Annotated in this window: 15 protein-coding genes; 7 read left to right on the top strand and 8 right to left on the bottom strand. The window is 69.4% G+C overall.

Features of this window, described 5'->3' with window-relative positions:
- Nucleotides 1-72 precede the first annotated feature (72 nt).
- Nucleotides 73-327 (top strand): hypothetical protein, encoded by a 255-nt coding sequence (locus tag AMK29_RS32105; protein WP_143202967.1) that lies wholly within the window; start codon nucleotides 73-75, stop codon nucleotides 325-327.
- 284 nt (nucleotides 328-611) lie between these two features.
- Here AMK29_RS32105 and AMK29_RS32100 read toward each other — a convergent pair whose 3' ends face one another.
- Complete coding sequence (locus tag AMK29_RS32100; RefSeq protein ID WP_073819557.1) at nucleotides 612-1,007, bottom strand: hypothetical protein; 396 nt, start codon at nucleotides 1,005-1,007, stop codon at nucleotides 612-614.
- A 204-nt stretch (nucleotides 1,008-1,211) separates the two neighbouring features.
- Nucleotides 1,212-1,385: a hypothetical protein gene (locus AMK29_RS36610; protein WP_158071372.1), complete on the bottom strand. Its 174-nt coding sequence runs from the start codon at nucleotides 1,383-1,385 to the stop codon at nucleotides 1,212-1,214.
- A 600-nt stretch (nucleotides 1,386-1,985) separates the two neighbouring features.
- Here AMK29_RS36610 and AMK29_RS32090 point away from each other — a divergent pair.
- The 3 genes from AMK29_RS32090 to AMK29_RS32080 all read left to right on the top strand — a co-directional run bounded on the left by AMK29_RS32090 (nucleotide 1,986) and on the right by AMK29_RS32080 (nucleotide 3,953).
- On the top strand, nucleotides 1,986-2,981 hold the full coding sequence (locus tag AMK29_RS32090; protein ID WP_073819555.1) for a hypothetical protein: 996 nt from the start codon (nucleotides 1,986-1,988) through the stop codon (nucleotides 2,979-2,981).
- A gap of 17 nt (nucleotides 2,982-2,998) precedes the next feature.
- Entirely contained in the window at nucleotides 2,999-3,562 is a 564-nt protein-coding gene (locus AMK29_RS32085) for a carboxymuconolactone decarboxylase family protein (RefSeq protein ID WP_073819554.1), read from the top strand.
- A gap of 103 nt (nucleotides 3,563-3,665) precedes the next feature.
- Complete coding sequence (locus tag AMK29_RS32080) at nucleotides 3,666-3,953, top strand: DUF4287 domain-containing protein (RefSeq protein WP_073819553.1); 288 nt, start codon at nucleotides 3,666-3,668, stop codon at nucleotides 3,951-3,953.
- 66 nt (nucleotides 3,954-4,019) lie between these two features.
- Here AMK29_RS32080 and AMK29_RS32075 read toward each other — a convergent pair whose 3' ends face one another.
- The 4 genes from AMK29_RS32075 to AMK29_RS36605 form a co-directional block, all read right to left on the bottom strand.
- The gene (locus AMK29_RS32075) at nucleotides 4,020-5,309 is read right to left on the bottom strand and encodes an MFS transporter (RefSeq protein ID WP_073819552.1); all 1,290 of its coding nucleotides are present in this window, start codon (nucleotides 5,307-5,309) and stop codon (nucleotides 4,020-4,022) included.
- Nucleotides 5,310-5,326: 17 nt separating this feature from the next.
- Entirely contained in the window at nucleotides 5,327-5,866 is a 540-nt protein-coding gene (locus AMK29_RS32070; RefSeq protein WP_073819551.1) for a carboxymuconolactone decarboxylase family protein, read from the bottom strand.
- 92 nt (nucleotides 5,867-5,958) lie between these two features.
- A complete protein-coding gene (gene rsgA, locus AMK29_RS32065; RefSeq protein WP_073819550.1) occupies nucleotides 5,959-6,999 on the bottom strand; it encodes a ribosome small subunit-dependent GTPase A in 1,041 nt (346 codons plus the stop codon).
- Between the two features lie 127 nt (nucleotides 7,000-7,126).
- Nucleotides 7,127-7,291, bottom strand: coding sequence for a hypothetical protein (locus AMK29_RS36605; RefSeq protein WP_158071371.1), 165 nt, complete (start codon nucleotides 7,289-7,291; stop codon nucleotides 7,127-7,129).
- Nucleotides 7,292-7,637: 346 nt separating this feature from the next.
- Between AMK29_RS36605 and AMK29_RS32060 the strand changes: the two genes are divergently transcribed.
- Nucleotides 7,638-8,105, top strand: coding sequence for a hypothetical protein (locus AMK29_RS32060; protein WP_073819549.1), 468 nt, complete (start codon nucleotides 7,638-7,640; stop codon nucleotides 8,103-8,105).
- Nucleotides 8,106-8,533: 428 nt separating this feature from the next.
- A protein-coding gene (locus AMK29_RS32050) for an IS5 family transposase (RefSeq protein WP_443334090.1) occupies nucleotides 8,534-9,384 on the top strand; the annotation gives its coding sequence in 2 pieces (ribosomal slippage) (nucleotides 8,534-8,873 and nucleotides 8,873-9,384; 852 coding nt in all).
- 15 nt (nucleotides 9,385-9,399) lie between these two features.
- On the opposite strand, the gene AMK29_RS32045 is transcribed toward AMK29_RS32050, so the two are convergent.
- Entirely contained in the window at nucleotides 9,400-11,397 is a 1,998-nt protein-coding gene (locus AMK29_RS32045) for a hypothetical protein (protein ID WP_073819547.1), read from the bottom strand.
- 535 nt (nucleotides 11,398-11,932) lie between these two features.
- Here AMK29_RS32045 and AMK29_RS32040 point away from each other — a divergent pair.
- Nucleotides 11,933-12,454 carry a pyridoxamine 5'-phosphate oxidase family protein gene (locus AMK29_RS32040; RefSeq protein WP_073819546.1) on the top strand — a complete coding sequence of 174 codons (522 nt, stop codon included), beginning with the start codon at nucleotides 11,933-11,935 and terminating at the stop codon, nucleotides 12,452-12,454.
- Between the two features lie 873 nt (nucleotides 12,455-13,327).
- On the opposite strand, the gene AMK29_RS32035 is transcribed toward AMK29_RS32040, so the two are convergent.
- On the bottom strand, nucleotides 13,328-13,525 hold the full coding sequence (locus AMK29_RS32035; RefSeq protein WP_073819545.1) for a DUF6207 family protein: 198 nt from the start codon (nucleotides 13,523-13,525) through the stop codon (nucleotides 13,328-13,330).
- Nucleotides 13,526-13,607 lie beyond the last annotated feature (82 nt).

The raw sequence follows: 13,607 nt of genomic DNA, 5'->3' as shown, positions 1-13,607 counted from the left end.
GCTACCGTTCCGTCATGACGACCACGCCGCGCCCGCGCTGGCCTCACCGCCGCGTCCGCGTCGAGTGTTCGGGTGGAGACACCGGAGAAGCCGATGATGTGGCCGCAGTACGCCCGCGGCGTCCCCCTCTACGTGCCGGGCAGGCGCCGGACGCTGTACTGCGTCGTACGCCCCTGCCCTGACCTGATCGCTTCCTGCCCCGACGTCGCGAAAGAGCTGATCCTGACCCGCAGCGCCCAGGAAGCACGCGAACTCGCCGACGTCCTTCCCACCGACCGGATCGTGCATCTCGACCTGCCTGAGCATGAGCAGCTGACCATGTGTTGAGGCAGTGCAGGGGCGACCCCGACCGTACTGCGTCCGCTTCACGGCACCGGGGCCTGTCCCGCACACCTGGGTGGAGGCGAACCGGAGGCGCTGTACGACGATCTGAGGCGCGATCATCACACCGGATGACCAAAGGAGACCCGGAAGGGGGTAGAGGTCTGTAGGTCGCCGCCCAGGCGGTGTCTGAGGGTTCTCGCTGCCCACACGACAAGTCCGCCGACGGCTGCCCCAGATCGGCGTCACTTCCCCAGGCTATCCAGCAGCCTGCCACGCTCCTCGGAGCTTCACGAACCTGCATCGGACGCCATCCGTTCCACCCACTCACGCACCGTCACTGCTCGCTCGATGCGGCTGCCGATCCTCTTCTTGGACTCCATGTCCAGGGTCTCCGGGATCCTGTCGAAGGTGTCAGGGAGGACGTCGAGGAGACCCCAGACCTGTTCACCGGTGCTGACGGTCAGCAGTTGCCGGCACCTCCACTGCAGCGGCGTCTCGGGACGGTGCGTGAGCCGCTGCACGAGTGTCGGGAGCAGGTAGTGCGTCGCCTCTGCGGCCAGGTGCTCTCGGAGCCAGTCGACCGGGAGCCGCTGGCTGAAGCTGTGCATCGCAGCCTCCTGGGCCAGCTCCAGAAGCTGAGCGGTGTCGACGGCTCGGACCGTGCGGGGAAGAACTGGGGCCACGCCGAGATGATGCCAAGAAGCCCTCAGAACACCGAAAGGTCGTCGAGGGCCGGCGCCGGCAGCCCCTAGTGCACCTGTGCAGACAACTGTGGGGGCAACCTTCGGTGCAACCCTCATGGGGCGGGGGGGCCCGGTAGGGCTTGCCCGCCCCAGAGCGGCTGTCGCAGACGTACGGCCTTTGGCCCCGCTGCCGGGGAGTCGGCTCTACAGGTCGGCGAGGCCGAGGACGGCGGCGACGTACAGGGCGCCGAACGCACAGGCGACCCTCAGGGGGATGCCGAGGCGGGGGTGGCGCCAGACGAGGTAGCCGGGCACGGCCAGGCCGAGCAAGCCGACGGCGGGCAGGAGCAGCAGGACCAGGAGCGTGGTCGTGGACATGGACGTGCCCCTCGATGTGGGTTTCGCCTCGCCCTGACCTCGCCGGGTCAGCGCCCACACCTGCCGCTGGTCCTCTCGGACCGATTCCATCCTCACCAGGTGGTGGTCCTGAAGATCCAGGAGGTTGTCCCGCGTGGGCTTGTCGTGCTGGTTGTCCGGACGGTTCAGCTACAACTGATTCGCCTCTGGAAGGTTTCCAGCGCTTGCAGCAGCTGCCGGCGCCGAGGCGCGGCCGAGGACGGTGGACAGCGCAGTCCGCGGGCAGAGGAGGTGACAGGGCCCCGGCAGGTGTCAGCACTGCCGGGGCCCCTGGGGCGCAACCTCGTTACGGGGGGACGGGGTCGCGGAGAGCGGCGGGGTACGCCGCTCGACGCAGCATATGTCCGGGCAGGGCGAGCCGAGTCTTGTTCGTGTGGGTTCCGATGGTGGGTGGCTGGAATATGCCGCAGGTCTGGGTGTGTTCAGGGGCGTTCAGGTGCCTTGCGGCAAAGCGATCGTGAGCGCAGGGAGCGCACGGCAGGAGGTGCAGAGCGGTTGGCCGGATGGCGACTATCGGCGCGGGCCGACCGGCCTGATCGTTGTTCTGCCGAAGGAGCAGTCATGAAGCCCGGACGTCTTGGCGTCTACCTGACGGCCGCCGCCACCGCGTTTGGTGTCGTCCTGATCCCGCAGCCTGTGTCCGCGGCGACGGACTGCACGTACACGCACAGCGGCCTTGTTCCGCTGAACGACCTGGGTACGGGTACGTACAACGGCCTGACCGGTGGTCTCTACCCGAATGGCAGCAATGTGCGGCCGACCGCGCACACGACCGCCGGCGTGAACATCGCGCAGAACCAGGTGCTGCCGCGCAACGCCTCCGGGCAGGTCGACCTGGTGAACGGCAAGGTCGTGCTGATCTCGATCGGCATGTCCAACACCACGCAGGAGTTCCAGAAGTTCATCGCGACGTCGAAGGCGTACGCGAACCTGAACGGCAAGCTCGTGATGGTCGACGGCGCGCAGGGCGGCAAGGACGCCAGCGCCTGGGCGAACCCGGTGGACACGACGTGGTCCGTGCTCGCCTCCCGGCTGTCGAGCGCCGGGGTGACCCCGGCTCAGGTGCAGGCGATGTGGCTCAAGGAGCAATACATCGGGGACAACCTCGGAGCGTTCCCGCAGGGCGCGCAGAACCTGCGCAACTCGCTCGCCACGATCTCCCGCAACGCGCGCGCGAAGTACCCGAACCTGGCGCTCGGCTATGTCGCGAGCCGCATCTACACCTACAACCCGGCGCGCAGCGCGGGTGCCTACCAGCAGGGCTTTGCGGTCAAAAAGCTGATCCAGGACCAGATCAACGGTGCCTCGGACCTGACGTACGGTCCGGGTGGCGTCGCGCCGTGGCTGTCGTGGGGCCCCTACATGTGGGCGGACGGTCTGGGCGCGGACGGTGTGGCCGGCGGGGCGCCGGGCCGCAGCGACGGTCTGGAGTGGGCGTGCTCGGACCTGGAGTCCGACGGGGTGCACCCGTCCGCGACGGGTGAGCAGAAGGTCGCGAACCTCGTCCTGAACCAGCTGTCGACGGACCCGACGTCCGCCCCCTGGTTCAACAAGTAGGACGGGGAGCAGAAACCGTGCCGCACATTGCCGTCCCGGCGCCGGTGCCGGGGATCCGCGGGCTGATGGCAGCCAGGCCGGCCTCGGGCCGCACGCTCAGTGAGCTCGCCGAGCAGCTGTTGCGCGGCGCGTCGCCGCTGACCGTGGCCGAGCGGGAGCTGATCGCCGCGTATGTGTCGTATCTCAATGGCACTCCTTACTGCACGGGGTCGCACACGGCGGCCGCCGCGCACGCGTTCGGCGGTGACTACGCGCTCGTGCAGGCCGTCCAGCGTGATCCGGCGACGGCGCCGGTGAGCGAGCGGATGCGGGCCTTGCTGGCGATCGCCGCCAAGGTTCAGGGGAATGCCCGTGAGGTGACGGAGCAGGACATCGCCGTCGCCCGGGCCGCGGGCGCGGACGACGAGGCCGTTCACGACACGGTCCTCATCGCGGCCGCGTTCTGCATGTTCAACCGGTACGTCGACGGGCTGGCGGCGACCACTCCGGAGGATCCGGAGATCTACGACGGGATCGGGGCGACGCTGGTGGCGGACGGATACCTTCCGCAGGGCCGTCCCGTGTCCGTCCGACGTGCCTAAGTCGCGGCGAGGGCCGGGCGGGAGCCCGGTCCTCGCCGCGCACGCGTGCAGGCTTGTTGGAGGCGCCCCGACCGGTGCCAACGAATGGGGAAGTGAGGAGCACATGTCGTTTCAGGCGTATCTGGACAACATCGAGGACAAGACGGGCCTGACGCCCCGGCAGTTCATCGACCTGGCCAAGGAGCGCGGCTTCGAAGGTCCGAAGCTGAAGGCGGGCCCGGTCCTCGAGTGGCTCAAGGAGGACTACGGTCTGGGCCGGGGCCATGGGATGGCGCTCGTGCACGTCTTCAAGAACGGCGCGCAGATCTCGGACAAGCACGTCGGCTCGGGTGGTACCCACGCCGACGACTCCGACACGCTGTGGCTCGAGGGGAAGAACAACCGCCCCTGAGGTCGTACGTGCCACGAACAAAGAACGCCGGGTCCCCTTCCTCCCGGAGGGGAGCGTTCTTGTGTGTCAGGCGGCCAGGACCTGCTCGGACACGCGGGCGTCGGTGGGACGCGCGGTCCGGGCCAGCAGGGACGCGGGGATCGACATGAGGACGGCGGTCATGACTCCGGCGATGAACCAGCCGGAGGCGTTGTGTTCGGCGGCGAAGGCGGCGGAAGCCGGGGCGATGCCGCCGAGGACGGCGCTGGTGACGGCGTTGGGAAGGCCCACGCCGAGGGCCCGGATCTCGGTCGGGAAGATCTCGGTGAGGAGCTTGGGCAGCACGGTCGTCGCGCAGACCAGGTAGACGACTCCGGAGCCGTACGTGAACAGCAGGCTGGCGAAGGTGCCGGTCATCGTGAGGTACGAGACGGATCCGGCGACGGCGAACAGGACGCTGGCCGCGACGAGGAGGCGGGCGACGCCTATCTTGTCGGCGAGCAGGCCGATCGGCACGTTCAGCGTCATCATCAGCGCGGTGGCGGTCACGACGACCCAGAACATCGTTCCGGGTGGTGCGAGGCGGCCTCCGATCGCGGGGACGACCGCGGTCCACGTGCCGCCGACGGCGCCGGTTCCGGCGACGAACAGGACAGCCAGCAGGACGTTGCGGCGGTGGGCGACGAGGACCTGACGGAGCGAGCCGCGGTCGCGGCGGCCCTGGGCCTGGCGCTGGAAGACCTCGGTCTCGGCGAGCCGGGTGCGCAGCACCAGCAGGATCAGGCCGAGGACACCGCCGACGAGGAACGGCACGCGCCAGCCCCAGTCGGCCATGGCGGCGGGCCCGAGGGCGGCGGTCAGGCCGCCGCCAAGGAGGGAGGCGCTGAAGGCGCCGGCGCAGGTGGTGAGGGAGAACAGGCTGCCGTACGTGGCCTTGCGCTTCTCGGGGGCGACCTCCATCAGGTACGCGGCGGCGGCGGGCCATTCACCGCCGTGGGAGACGCCCTGCGCCATGCGGGCCACGAGCAGCAGCACGGGGGCGAGGATGCCGATGTGCGCGTAGGAGGGGGTGACGCCGATGAGGAGCGAGCCGCCCGCCATGAGGGAGACGGCCAGCATGAGGGCGGGTCGGCGGCCGCGGCGGTCGGCGTAGCGGCCGAGGAGGATGCCGCCGAGGGGGCGCATGAGGACACCGACGCCGAGGACCGCGAAGACTCCGAGGATGGAGGTGAGGGAGTTCCCGGAGGGGAAGAACTGGGCGGCGAACAGGGGCGCGAAGAGGCCGTAGCCGAGCCAGTCGAAGGACTCGATGAAATTGCCGATGACGGTGGCGGTGACCGCTCTGCGGTGGGCCTTCTTCGGGGAGTGCGCAGACATGATGGGCCGTTTCTCCTTCAGACCGCGGCGGCGTAGCCGTGGGCGGTGATCCGCCTGCCCGCCTCCTCGTAGTAGCCGGGCTCGGTGGGCAGCACGGTGGCCAGGCCGCTGACGTAGCGGTTGTACATGCAGAAGGCGGCCGCGATGAGCACGGTGTCGTGGATGTGGGTGTCGGTGGCGCCCTCGGCGCGGGCGGCGGAGATGGTCTCGTCGCGAACGGGAGCGGCCTGTGCCTGGACCTCGGCGGCTATGCGGAGGAGGGCCCGCAGCAGGGGGGTGAGCGGGGCGGCGTCGGCGTCGTGCTGGACGGCCTTGACCAGGTCGATGCCGCCGTCGAGCTGGGCGGCGGCCGCCGCGCCGTGGGTGTCGGCGCAGAAGCGGGTGGCGTTGAGCTCCGACACGTACGCGGCGATCAGTTCGCGTTCACCGCGGGTGAGGGGCGAGTCGCCGCGCAGCAGGGTGTCGGCGATGGCGTTGAGCGGGGCTGCCGTGTCGGGACGGTCGGTCATCAGTCCCCTGATGCCCGGGAGATCGTTGGCGATCCGGATGTGCGGCACGGGTCGTCCTTCGGTTGGGAGGTGTCGTCGCCTCATCGTTGGCAGCTTGGGAGCGGTCGGCCAACTTCCTGTGTGCGGTCCTGTGTTGCCGTTCAGCGGCGGCCGTTGCGGCGGGCCTGCTTACTGACGGCCTTCCACTGGCGGCGCATGTCGGCCATCTCGGCGGGGTCCTCGCGGCGGCGGCGGTAGGCGATCTCGCCCTGGAGCTTGCGCCAGGTGGCGAGGCGGTCCGGGGAGAGCGCGCCGATGCCGACGGCCTCCGTGACGGCGCAGCCGCCGTCGCTGTCGTGGCCGCAGTCGCCGTACCGGCAGTGGGCGGCGAGGGCGGCGATGTGGGTGAAGACGTCGTCGACGGCCTCGGGGCCCGCGGCGACCTCCAGGGAGCGGATGCCGGGGATGTCGAGGAGGACTCCGCCCGAGGCGAGGAGGTGGAGACGGCGGGCGGTGGTGGTGTGGCGGCCTCCGCTGCGGCCCACGGCGGCGACCGCTTCAGTGGTGCCTTCGAGGGCGTTGAGCAGGGAGGTCTTGCCCGCGCCTGAGGGGCCGAGCATGACCGCGGTCGTGCCGGGGCCGAGGTGGCAGCGGAGGGTGTCGAGGCCGTGGCCGGTCAGGACGCTGACGGGGATCACGGGAACGCCGGGGCTGAGGAGTTCGGCGGTTTCGGTGTCCTCGGCGCCAGCGTCGTCGGTGGTGTCGCTCTTGGTCAGGACGAGGACGGGCTGGGCACCGCTGTCCCAGGCCATGACGCAGAGGCGCTCGACCATGGCGGCGTTGAGGCCACCGGCGAGCGGGACGACGACGAGGACGGTGTCGATGTTGGCCGCGAGGATCTGGCGGTTATGACCGGCTCCGGACCGGGTGAGGACGGCGCGGCGGGGGGCGACGGCGTGGACGCGGCCGTCGGCGCCGAGCTCGACCCAGTCGCCGGCGACGGGGGTTACGGGCAGGGTGGGGGTGATGGGCGCGGTGTGCGCCGTGAGGGTGCCGTCGGGTTCGGGGCGCAGGACGTCGCAGACGGTGCCGTGGTGGACGACGACCCGGGCGGCGGTGGTGGTGCCGGAGGTGTACGGGGTGTCGGTGTCGGTCCAGCCGAGCCGGGCGAGGGCGGCCGGGGCGGTGAGCGTGTCGGTCATGGGGAGTCCTCGGTGATGAAGCCGGTCCAGGTGCGGCGCAGCCGGTCTCCGGCGGTCGGATCGACACGCTGGACGGCGTGCATGGTGTGAGCGCGGAAGATGACCAGACGGTTGGGACGCGGCAGGATCAGCGTCGGGTGGGTGGCGCTGTGGACAGGGCGGTGCCGTCGGCGGCGTCGGCGCGGGACTCCTCGTCGATGAGGGCGAGGCCGCCGCCCCAGTCGGTGCTCCAGGTGCGGTGGGTGAAGTAGACATACGCGCCTATGCGGTCCCCACATGCCCCCGATCCCACCACCCACACCCAGCCATCCGACAGTCGCGCTCCTGGGCCGGGACGCCGTAGCCGTCGACGGCCTGACCCACGGTCGAAACGATCAGGGCAACGATCAGACGGAAGCGCTTCGAGGGGGTACTCATGATCCCGAACACACGCATCTGCAGCTCAAAGCCACGCCGGCGCGGTCGCCGGCGCGGTCCGCAACGCGGCGAAGGCCGCGGGCGGCGGATCGGTGGTGCTTGCGTCGCGTGCTGGCCCCCAGCCAGGCGGATCGAACGCTGGATCGGAGAGCAGCACCTGGTGTCCCTGGTCCGCACCGGTGCACTATGCACGTCCTGGTCGAGCGCGAGGAGCAGGTCGCATGAACGTCCACGACATCCTGCAGAACCCGGACGAGCACGTCCGATTCGCGGCCTACCTCGAAAAGCTGGGGCACGTTGCCGACGCGAGCGAAGCTAGCCTGGTCAACCGCGTGCTCACCGATCCAGACCTGACAATGGCGCAGTCTGCTGTGCTGCGGCACCTGGATCGTCGAGCAGCCGGCCTTCACCTCGGTCCCGCCTACGAGGGGTGGGCGCAGGCGATGACCCAGGCCACGATCGACCACCCCTTCCTGGCTCAGCGCCTGCGGGAGTGGTCACTGTTCCGCACCATCACGCTCAAGCTGCCCTGGCAGTCGGAGAACCTGCTCGCGTCATCCAACTGGCTCCAGCTCAAGACCGCCGCCGGGACGAACACCGAGGCCATCGAGATCCTCGCCGAAGCCGGCCGCACCAAACGGATCCGCAATACCGCCAGAATCAGCCTCAACCACCGCGGCGAGAGCTGAAGTCAGCTCACCTTCAACTGTTGCTCGAGCTTGAGCCGATCGGCGTGGCATCGATACGGCGCAGCGCGGGGAGCGGGTTGTCGGTGGTGAGGCGGGTGACGTACTCGGGCAGCGGGTCATCGGCGGGGTTCCTGGCTGCCCGGCTTCTTCAGCCGCAGGTCCGGGTTCTTGGCGGAGCACGCCTGCTGTTTCCCGGGACACGAAGTCGCCGTGAGCACGACACCCGGAACTCGCCGTGCAAATTCAGCTGGGTGGTGCCGCTGGTGAGGTGGTCAAGCGATGACTCCAGAGGAACAGGATCTGTTCATGGCCCTGGCGGTCGCACCGTGCTCGCAATCCGAAACGTATGCCCCCGGCTCCGCCAAGCCCTCCAAGATCCTTGTCAGACAGGACCTAGGCAGTTTCGTTTGGATCTTCTGCTCGTTGGTCTGGGTGTGTCGTTGACTGACGCGCAGTGGGCGCGGATTGAGCCGTTGCTGCCGGACCGGACGCCGAAGCGCGGTGGCCGGTGGCGTGATCACCGTGAGGTGATCGACGCAATCGCGTTCAAGTTCCGGACCGGTTCGCAATGGGTGCACTTGCCGGAGAGGTACGGCAACTGGCGGGGCGTCTACAACCGGCTGCGGATGTGGGCTCTCGACGGCACGTGGGAGCGGGTGTTCACCGCTCTCATGGCCCAGGCGGAAACTGACGAGGACCTCGACTGGGCCGTGTCGGTGGACTCCACGATCGTTCGTGCGCACCAGCACGCGGCCGGGGCCCGCAAAAAGGGGCCCCGGCCGGCGAGCCCGCCGACCACGCCATCGGACGCTCCCGCGGCGGGCTGACCACGAAGATCCACCTCGCCGCGGACGGCCGGTGCCGGCCGCTGGCCTTCGTGCTGACCGCGGGCCAGGCGGGCGATGCTCCCGCCTTCACCGCGGTGATGGCTCGCCTGCGCGTCCCCCGACCGCGCGGACGGCCTCGCACCAGGCCCGACGTGGTCCTGGCCGACAAGGCGTACTCCTCGCGTGCGATCCGCGACCACCTGCGCGCACGCGGTATCCGCACAGTGATCCCGATTCCGGCGGACCAACGCGCGAACCGGCTGCGGCGCGGCAGCCTCGGCGGCAGGCCGCCCGCCTTCGACCGCGAGGCATACAAGCAGCGCAACACCGTCGAGCGGTGCATCAACCGCCTCAAGCAGTGGCGCGACATCGCCACCCGCTACGAGAAGACCGCCACCATCTACCTCGCCGGACTCCACATCGCAGGCATCTTCCTCTGGTCCGCCCGCTGATCCAAACGAGATTGCCTAGCGGTACATCGCGTAGAGGCGGCCGTTGTGGGAGGCGACGCCGGGTTCGCCTTCCATCGCGCCGACGTCGGCGTTCGGCATGCGGACCCAAGGGCTGTTGCGGTCGGGGGTGTTCAGGGCGTGGATGTGCCCCGAGTGGCCGCGGACGACGAGCCAGACCTTGCCTTTGTGGGTGGCGAGGGTGGGGCCTTCCGGTGTGTTCCAGCCCGACGGCGGGGGCACGTAGTCACTGACGATGCCGAGCATTTCGGCGACCGAGTTGACTCCGTCGTGCTCGCGGTAGGCAAACCAGTTCCTGTCGCCGTGGGTGGTCATGGACGCCCTGTGGGCGGTCTTGTGGGCGGCGGGCCACGGGCTGAGCTGGTTCCAGGTTTGCCCGTCGGAGGAGTAGACGATCTGTCCCCCTCTGTAGGAGCCCTGCCAGTTGTACGTGTAGTACGTGGCATAGATGTAGTCGTCCTTCGCGGACATCGACGCGGCCCGGTCGGACTTGGCCGTCCCGGCGAGGTGAATGGTGGTGCTCCACGCCGTCCCACTGCCGGCCCAGGTGCTCAGAAGCACGTCGCCGTTCAGCGCGATGACCGTCGCGTACAGCCTGCCCCTCCAGGCGACCAGGCCCGGCACGAAGTCGCTGGACCAGGAGTTCACCCGCACAGGTACGGCCCAGACACCGTTGGCCATGCTGCTCCACATCACCGCGCGGTCGCCCGGGCGGACGTACATGCAGTGGAGTTTGCCGCCGAAGGAGACCAGGGACGCGGGTGAGGCGCTTCTCCAGCCCAAGGACACCGGGGCGCTCCAAAAGGTCGCGCCGTCGTCGACGGTGAGGTACTTCAGGGCTCCCGTGGGGAACACCGGTCGCTCGCCGGCGTACTTCACCCGCAGGGTGTGGCGTCCGTCGCCGTTGAAGTCCCAGTCGAAGTCCCGTTTGTTGTACATGGTCACCAGCGCGTTGCGGTCGAAGAAGAACGTGCGCTGGCAGGACAGGTCGTCGTCGTTGCGGAACGCCTCGTTCAGATCCACGATGATCCGGAACGCGTAGTCCATGACGTCCATGACCACGCCCGCGTAGCCGGCGCCGGGAGTGGCCGTGATGATGCCGAGGGTGATCTCCATCCAGACGGGCTTGTTCATCCACGCGTCGATGAACCCCATCAGCGCCCGGTAGAACGCGGACGGGCTCTCGTCGGCCTCCCACACCATGACCGTCCCGGCCACGAACTTGGCGGCCTCCGCATCGAACACCACCTTGTCGATGTTGGCGAAGGCGCGGGTCTGGCCCTCCTTGACCGCCCCGAACTCCAAGGACTTGTACGCCGGGGCGACGTGCTTGTCCGAACGCAAGCCGGCCGTCCAGTAGATCTCGTCCCGGCCACCCCACTGGTCGCCGACCGCGCGCCGACAGGTGAAGCTCTCGAACTGGAACTTGGCGCTGTAGGCGGGATACTCCGGGCCGGTGTCCGCCTCCACCTGCGGTGGGCCCACCACCACGGTGGTGCCGAAACCGACGTCGCCCACCGCCGCCTCGAACCCGGGGCTGTCCATCGGCGCCCCCGCGCTCACCGCGCCCAGGTCCACGACCGCGCAGTTCGCCCGCCCGGCGTTCTGCGCGCGGATCCTGGGCAGATGCGCTTTCAGGTCTTCGACGGTAAATCCCTGGGCCACCGGCTTGTCGGTGACGACCTTGGGCAGCACCGCCACCTCTCCGAGGTCGGACACCGCCGCCCGGTACTCCGAGCCGGCGGCGGCGAGTTCCGCGTCGGTGAGGATCGTGCCGAGCGCGTCCAGCAGGTCCCGCTCCAGACTGTTCAGGCCCAGACCCTGGTTGCGGCGTTCCGCGGCGTGCAGGGCCACCCCGAACAGCACGTTGCTCTCCCGGGCCTGCCGCAGCCCCCGCACCCATTTGCCGTCCGCGCGTGACCCGGTCCCGCGCAGCAGGTCGCGTACCCCGCCTGCGATGTCCCGTGCCTCTGCCTGATCGTCGTTCGTCGCCATCGATGCGGGCCTTTTCCTCGGTGGTCCCGCGAGCGGGAACCCACGGGAAAGCGAACCGGTGATCGCCTGGGACTCCACACCGGCTCCGCACCCTGGTTCACGTGCAATGTTCCATCGGATACACGGCGTCAACCCGGAAAGATGAGAGATGCACCCATACGGGGGACGCAAGCCCCAGCTGTCCCTGGCGCGCATCTTGAATGGTTTCGGCGATCTTGAGGGCGATCACGCGGTTCCGGCTCCGAGCCCGACACTGCCTGCCGCAATGCCAGCTTCCGATCCTGAGGACCATCCGAGTCGGTCAACACGCCGTCAGGGCCACGCGAAGCGGAGATCTGCTGCGCAGCACGGTAGATACCCAATTCAAGATCACCAACGGCATCGAAACTCGCCCGCTGATCCAAACGAAACTGCCTAGCGGAAGTGCCCCTCCTAGCACTGGGGCGAAGGGGTACCCGGGCGCGCGCGGAGCAACCTCGCCGCTGCTTCATCAATGACGACAAAGGGTGTCGGGTTTACGGCCGACGATGGACGTATGCGCGAAACCCCAGAAGAACTCGACAAGCTCCAGTCCCTCCTCGACTCCTCACTCTCCGGCTCGACCGCACACCTCCGCTCCATTGTCGAGGGCTCCACCATTACGGCGGCGCAGCTCACCGGGGTCCTCACCGGCATGTGCACGCTCGCCCTCTCCACGGTGACCGCAAAGGGCGAACCGCGGATCAGCGGCGCCGACGGGCACTTCCTGCACGGCCGGTGGCACTTCGGCACGTCGCGCAACGCCGCCAAGGCCCGTCATCTCGCGGCCCGTCCGGCCGCCAGCGTCGCGCACATGCGCGGCGAGGATCTCGGCGTGTTCACCCACGGCACGGTGGAGGAGCTGAACCCCGAGGACGCCGAGACCACGGCCGACTGGCAAGAACTCCTCGCCTACCTGAAGGACTTCTACGGCGACGACGACGCCTTCGACTGGAACCGCGAGGTCGTCTACTACCGGCTTAACCCGCACTGGATGACCGCCTACGCCCCCGATTTCGACAAGCTCACCGGCACGTGACGCCGGGCCCGTCGCCCACGACCCGCGACGGAGGCACGCGTGGTGGCGCGCCCCCTGGTCGCGGGTATGGGGGCCGGCTACCGGCGGCGGAGCAGGGTCAGGGCCATCAGCGCGATGCCGGGCGAGGCCGCGGTAGCGAGGGCGCCGATGGTCTCGCGCAGGGCGGGCGGTCGTGCAGGACGTAGCCGAGGAACAACAGGGCGAGCAGGATCACCGCTCCGTGGCGACGTAGAAAAGCCACAGCGGGCTCCGCGGCCCGCTCCCGGGCGGGCTGCTGGACGGGCTGCGCAACGGACTGCTCGGTGGGCTGCTGGGTCGAGTCGGACATGGATGTCCCCCTGGTTGAGTGTGGGATGGCCGGTCGGTCGACGCGGCGATCCGCGCTTTCAAGGGATAAGGGGTTAGCCGCGCAACTCCTCGGCACTCTTGGCCGCGGGGACACCTCATTCAATAGTTCGCGGACTTCTGACCTGGTGCTTCTCTCGGTAGGGCAAGCCTCGGGCGGCCCTGGGCAAGCCTTGAATACGGCCGGTGCCGCGGGTATGGGCAAGCCCCGCAACCCGTACGAGGACCTCGAGGCATACCGGGAAGGCGGGGCGGGGGGCTACCGCTCCACAATCCGGCGCCGCCCGGCACACGCGCCGAACGGCCCGCACCGTCACCCGGTACGGGCCGTTCATCCACCCAAGAGCCCGCCGGAAGGGGGGTCGGCAGGCCCTGCATATCCAGAGCGGTCCCACGCGCTCACCACCCGCATGCCCCCGATCCCACGACCCACACCCGGCTGTCCGACCAAGCAGCCCGCACAAGCCGGGGCCCGCCCGGGACCAGCCCGGGGCTGGCGCACAGCCGACCGCAGAGGCGGCTTGTGGGTCAGCGGCGCAGGTCGGCGTAGAGCCGTGCGGTCACACCCGGCTCTCCGGGGACGCGCCGGACCCGTGGTGTCCCGGAGGTCGCCCAGTGCCGGCCGAGTTGCTCGACGGCTGCCTGGAGGGTCGCTTCGTCGGTGGCGGTGAGGTCCAGGACGATCAGGCCGGGCTCGCTGACGTGAATGGGGTCAATCGGTTCCATGCCCGCCAGAACGCTCCTTGACGGTGGTGGAGTCGGGAGCACCGCCCGGACCACCTGGACGGGTCGAGCTCCGCGCGGCTTT

This window comes from Streptomyces sp. CB02261, from assembly GCF_001905665.1.
Lineage (GTDB): Bacteria > Actinomycetota > Actinomycetes > Streptomycetales > Streptomycetaceae > Streptomyces.
This window is presented reverse-complemented; position numbering and strand designations above follow the sequence as displayed.

Bases quoted from the DNA above. Each gene is read 5' to 3' on its own strand.
- AMK29_RS36610 (WP_158071372.1), bottom strand. From the start codon at position 1,385: ATGTCCACGACCACGCTCCTGGTCCTGCTGCTCCTGCCCGCCGTCGGC.
- AMK29_RS32090 (WP_073819555.1), top strand. From the start codon at position 1,986: ATGAAGCCCGGACGTCTTGGCGTCTACCTGACGGCCGCCGCCACCGCG.
- AMK29_RS32080 (WP_073819553.1), top strand. From the start codon at position 3,666: ATGTCGTTTCAGGCGTATCTGGACAACATCGAGGACAAGACGGGCCTG.
- AMK29_RS32075 (WP_073819552.1), bottom strand. From the start codon at position 5,309: ATGTCTGCGCACTCCCCGAAGAAGGCCCACCGCAGAGCGGTCACCGCC.
- rsgA (WP_073819550.1), bottom strand. From the start codon at position 6,999: ATGACCGACACGCTCACCGCCCCGGCCGCCCTCGCCCGGCTCGGCTGG.
- AMK29_RS32060 (WP_073819549.1), top strand. From the start codon at position 7,638: ATGAACGTCCACGACATCCTGCAGAACCCGGACGAGCACGTCCGATTC.
- AMK29_RS32045 (WP_073819547.1), bottom strand. From the start codon at position 11,397: ATGGCGACGAACGACGATCAGGCAGAGGCACGGGACATCGCAGGCGGG.
- AMK29_RS32040 (WP_073819546.1), top strand. From the start codon at position 11,933: ATGCGCGAAACCCCAGAAGAACTCGACAAGCTCCAGTCCCTCCTCGAC.
- AMK29_RS32035 (WP_073819545.1), bottom strand. From the start codon at position 13,525: ATGGAACCGATTGACCCCATTCACGTCAGCGAGCCCGGCCTGATCGTC.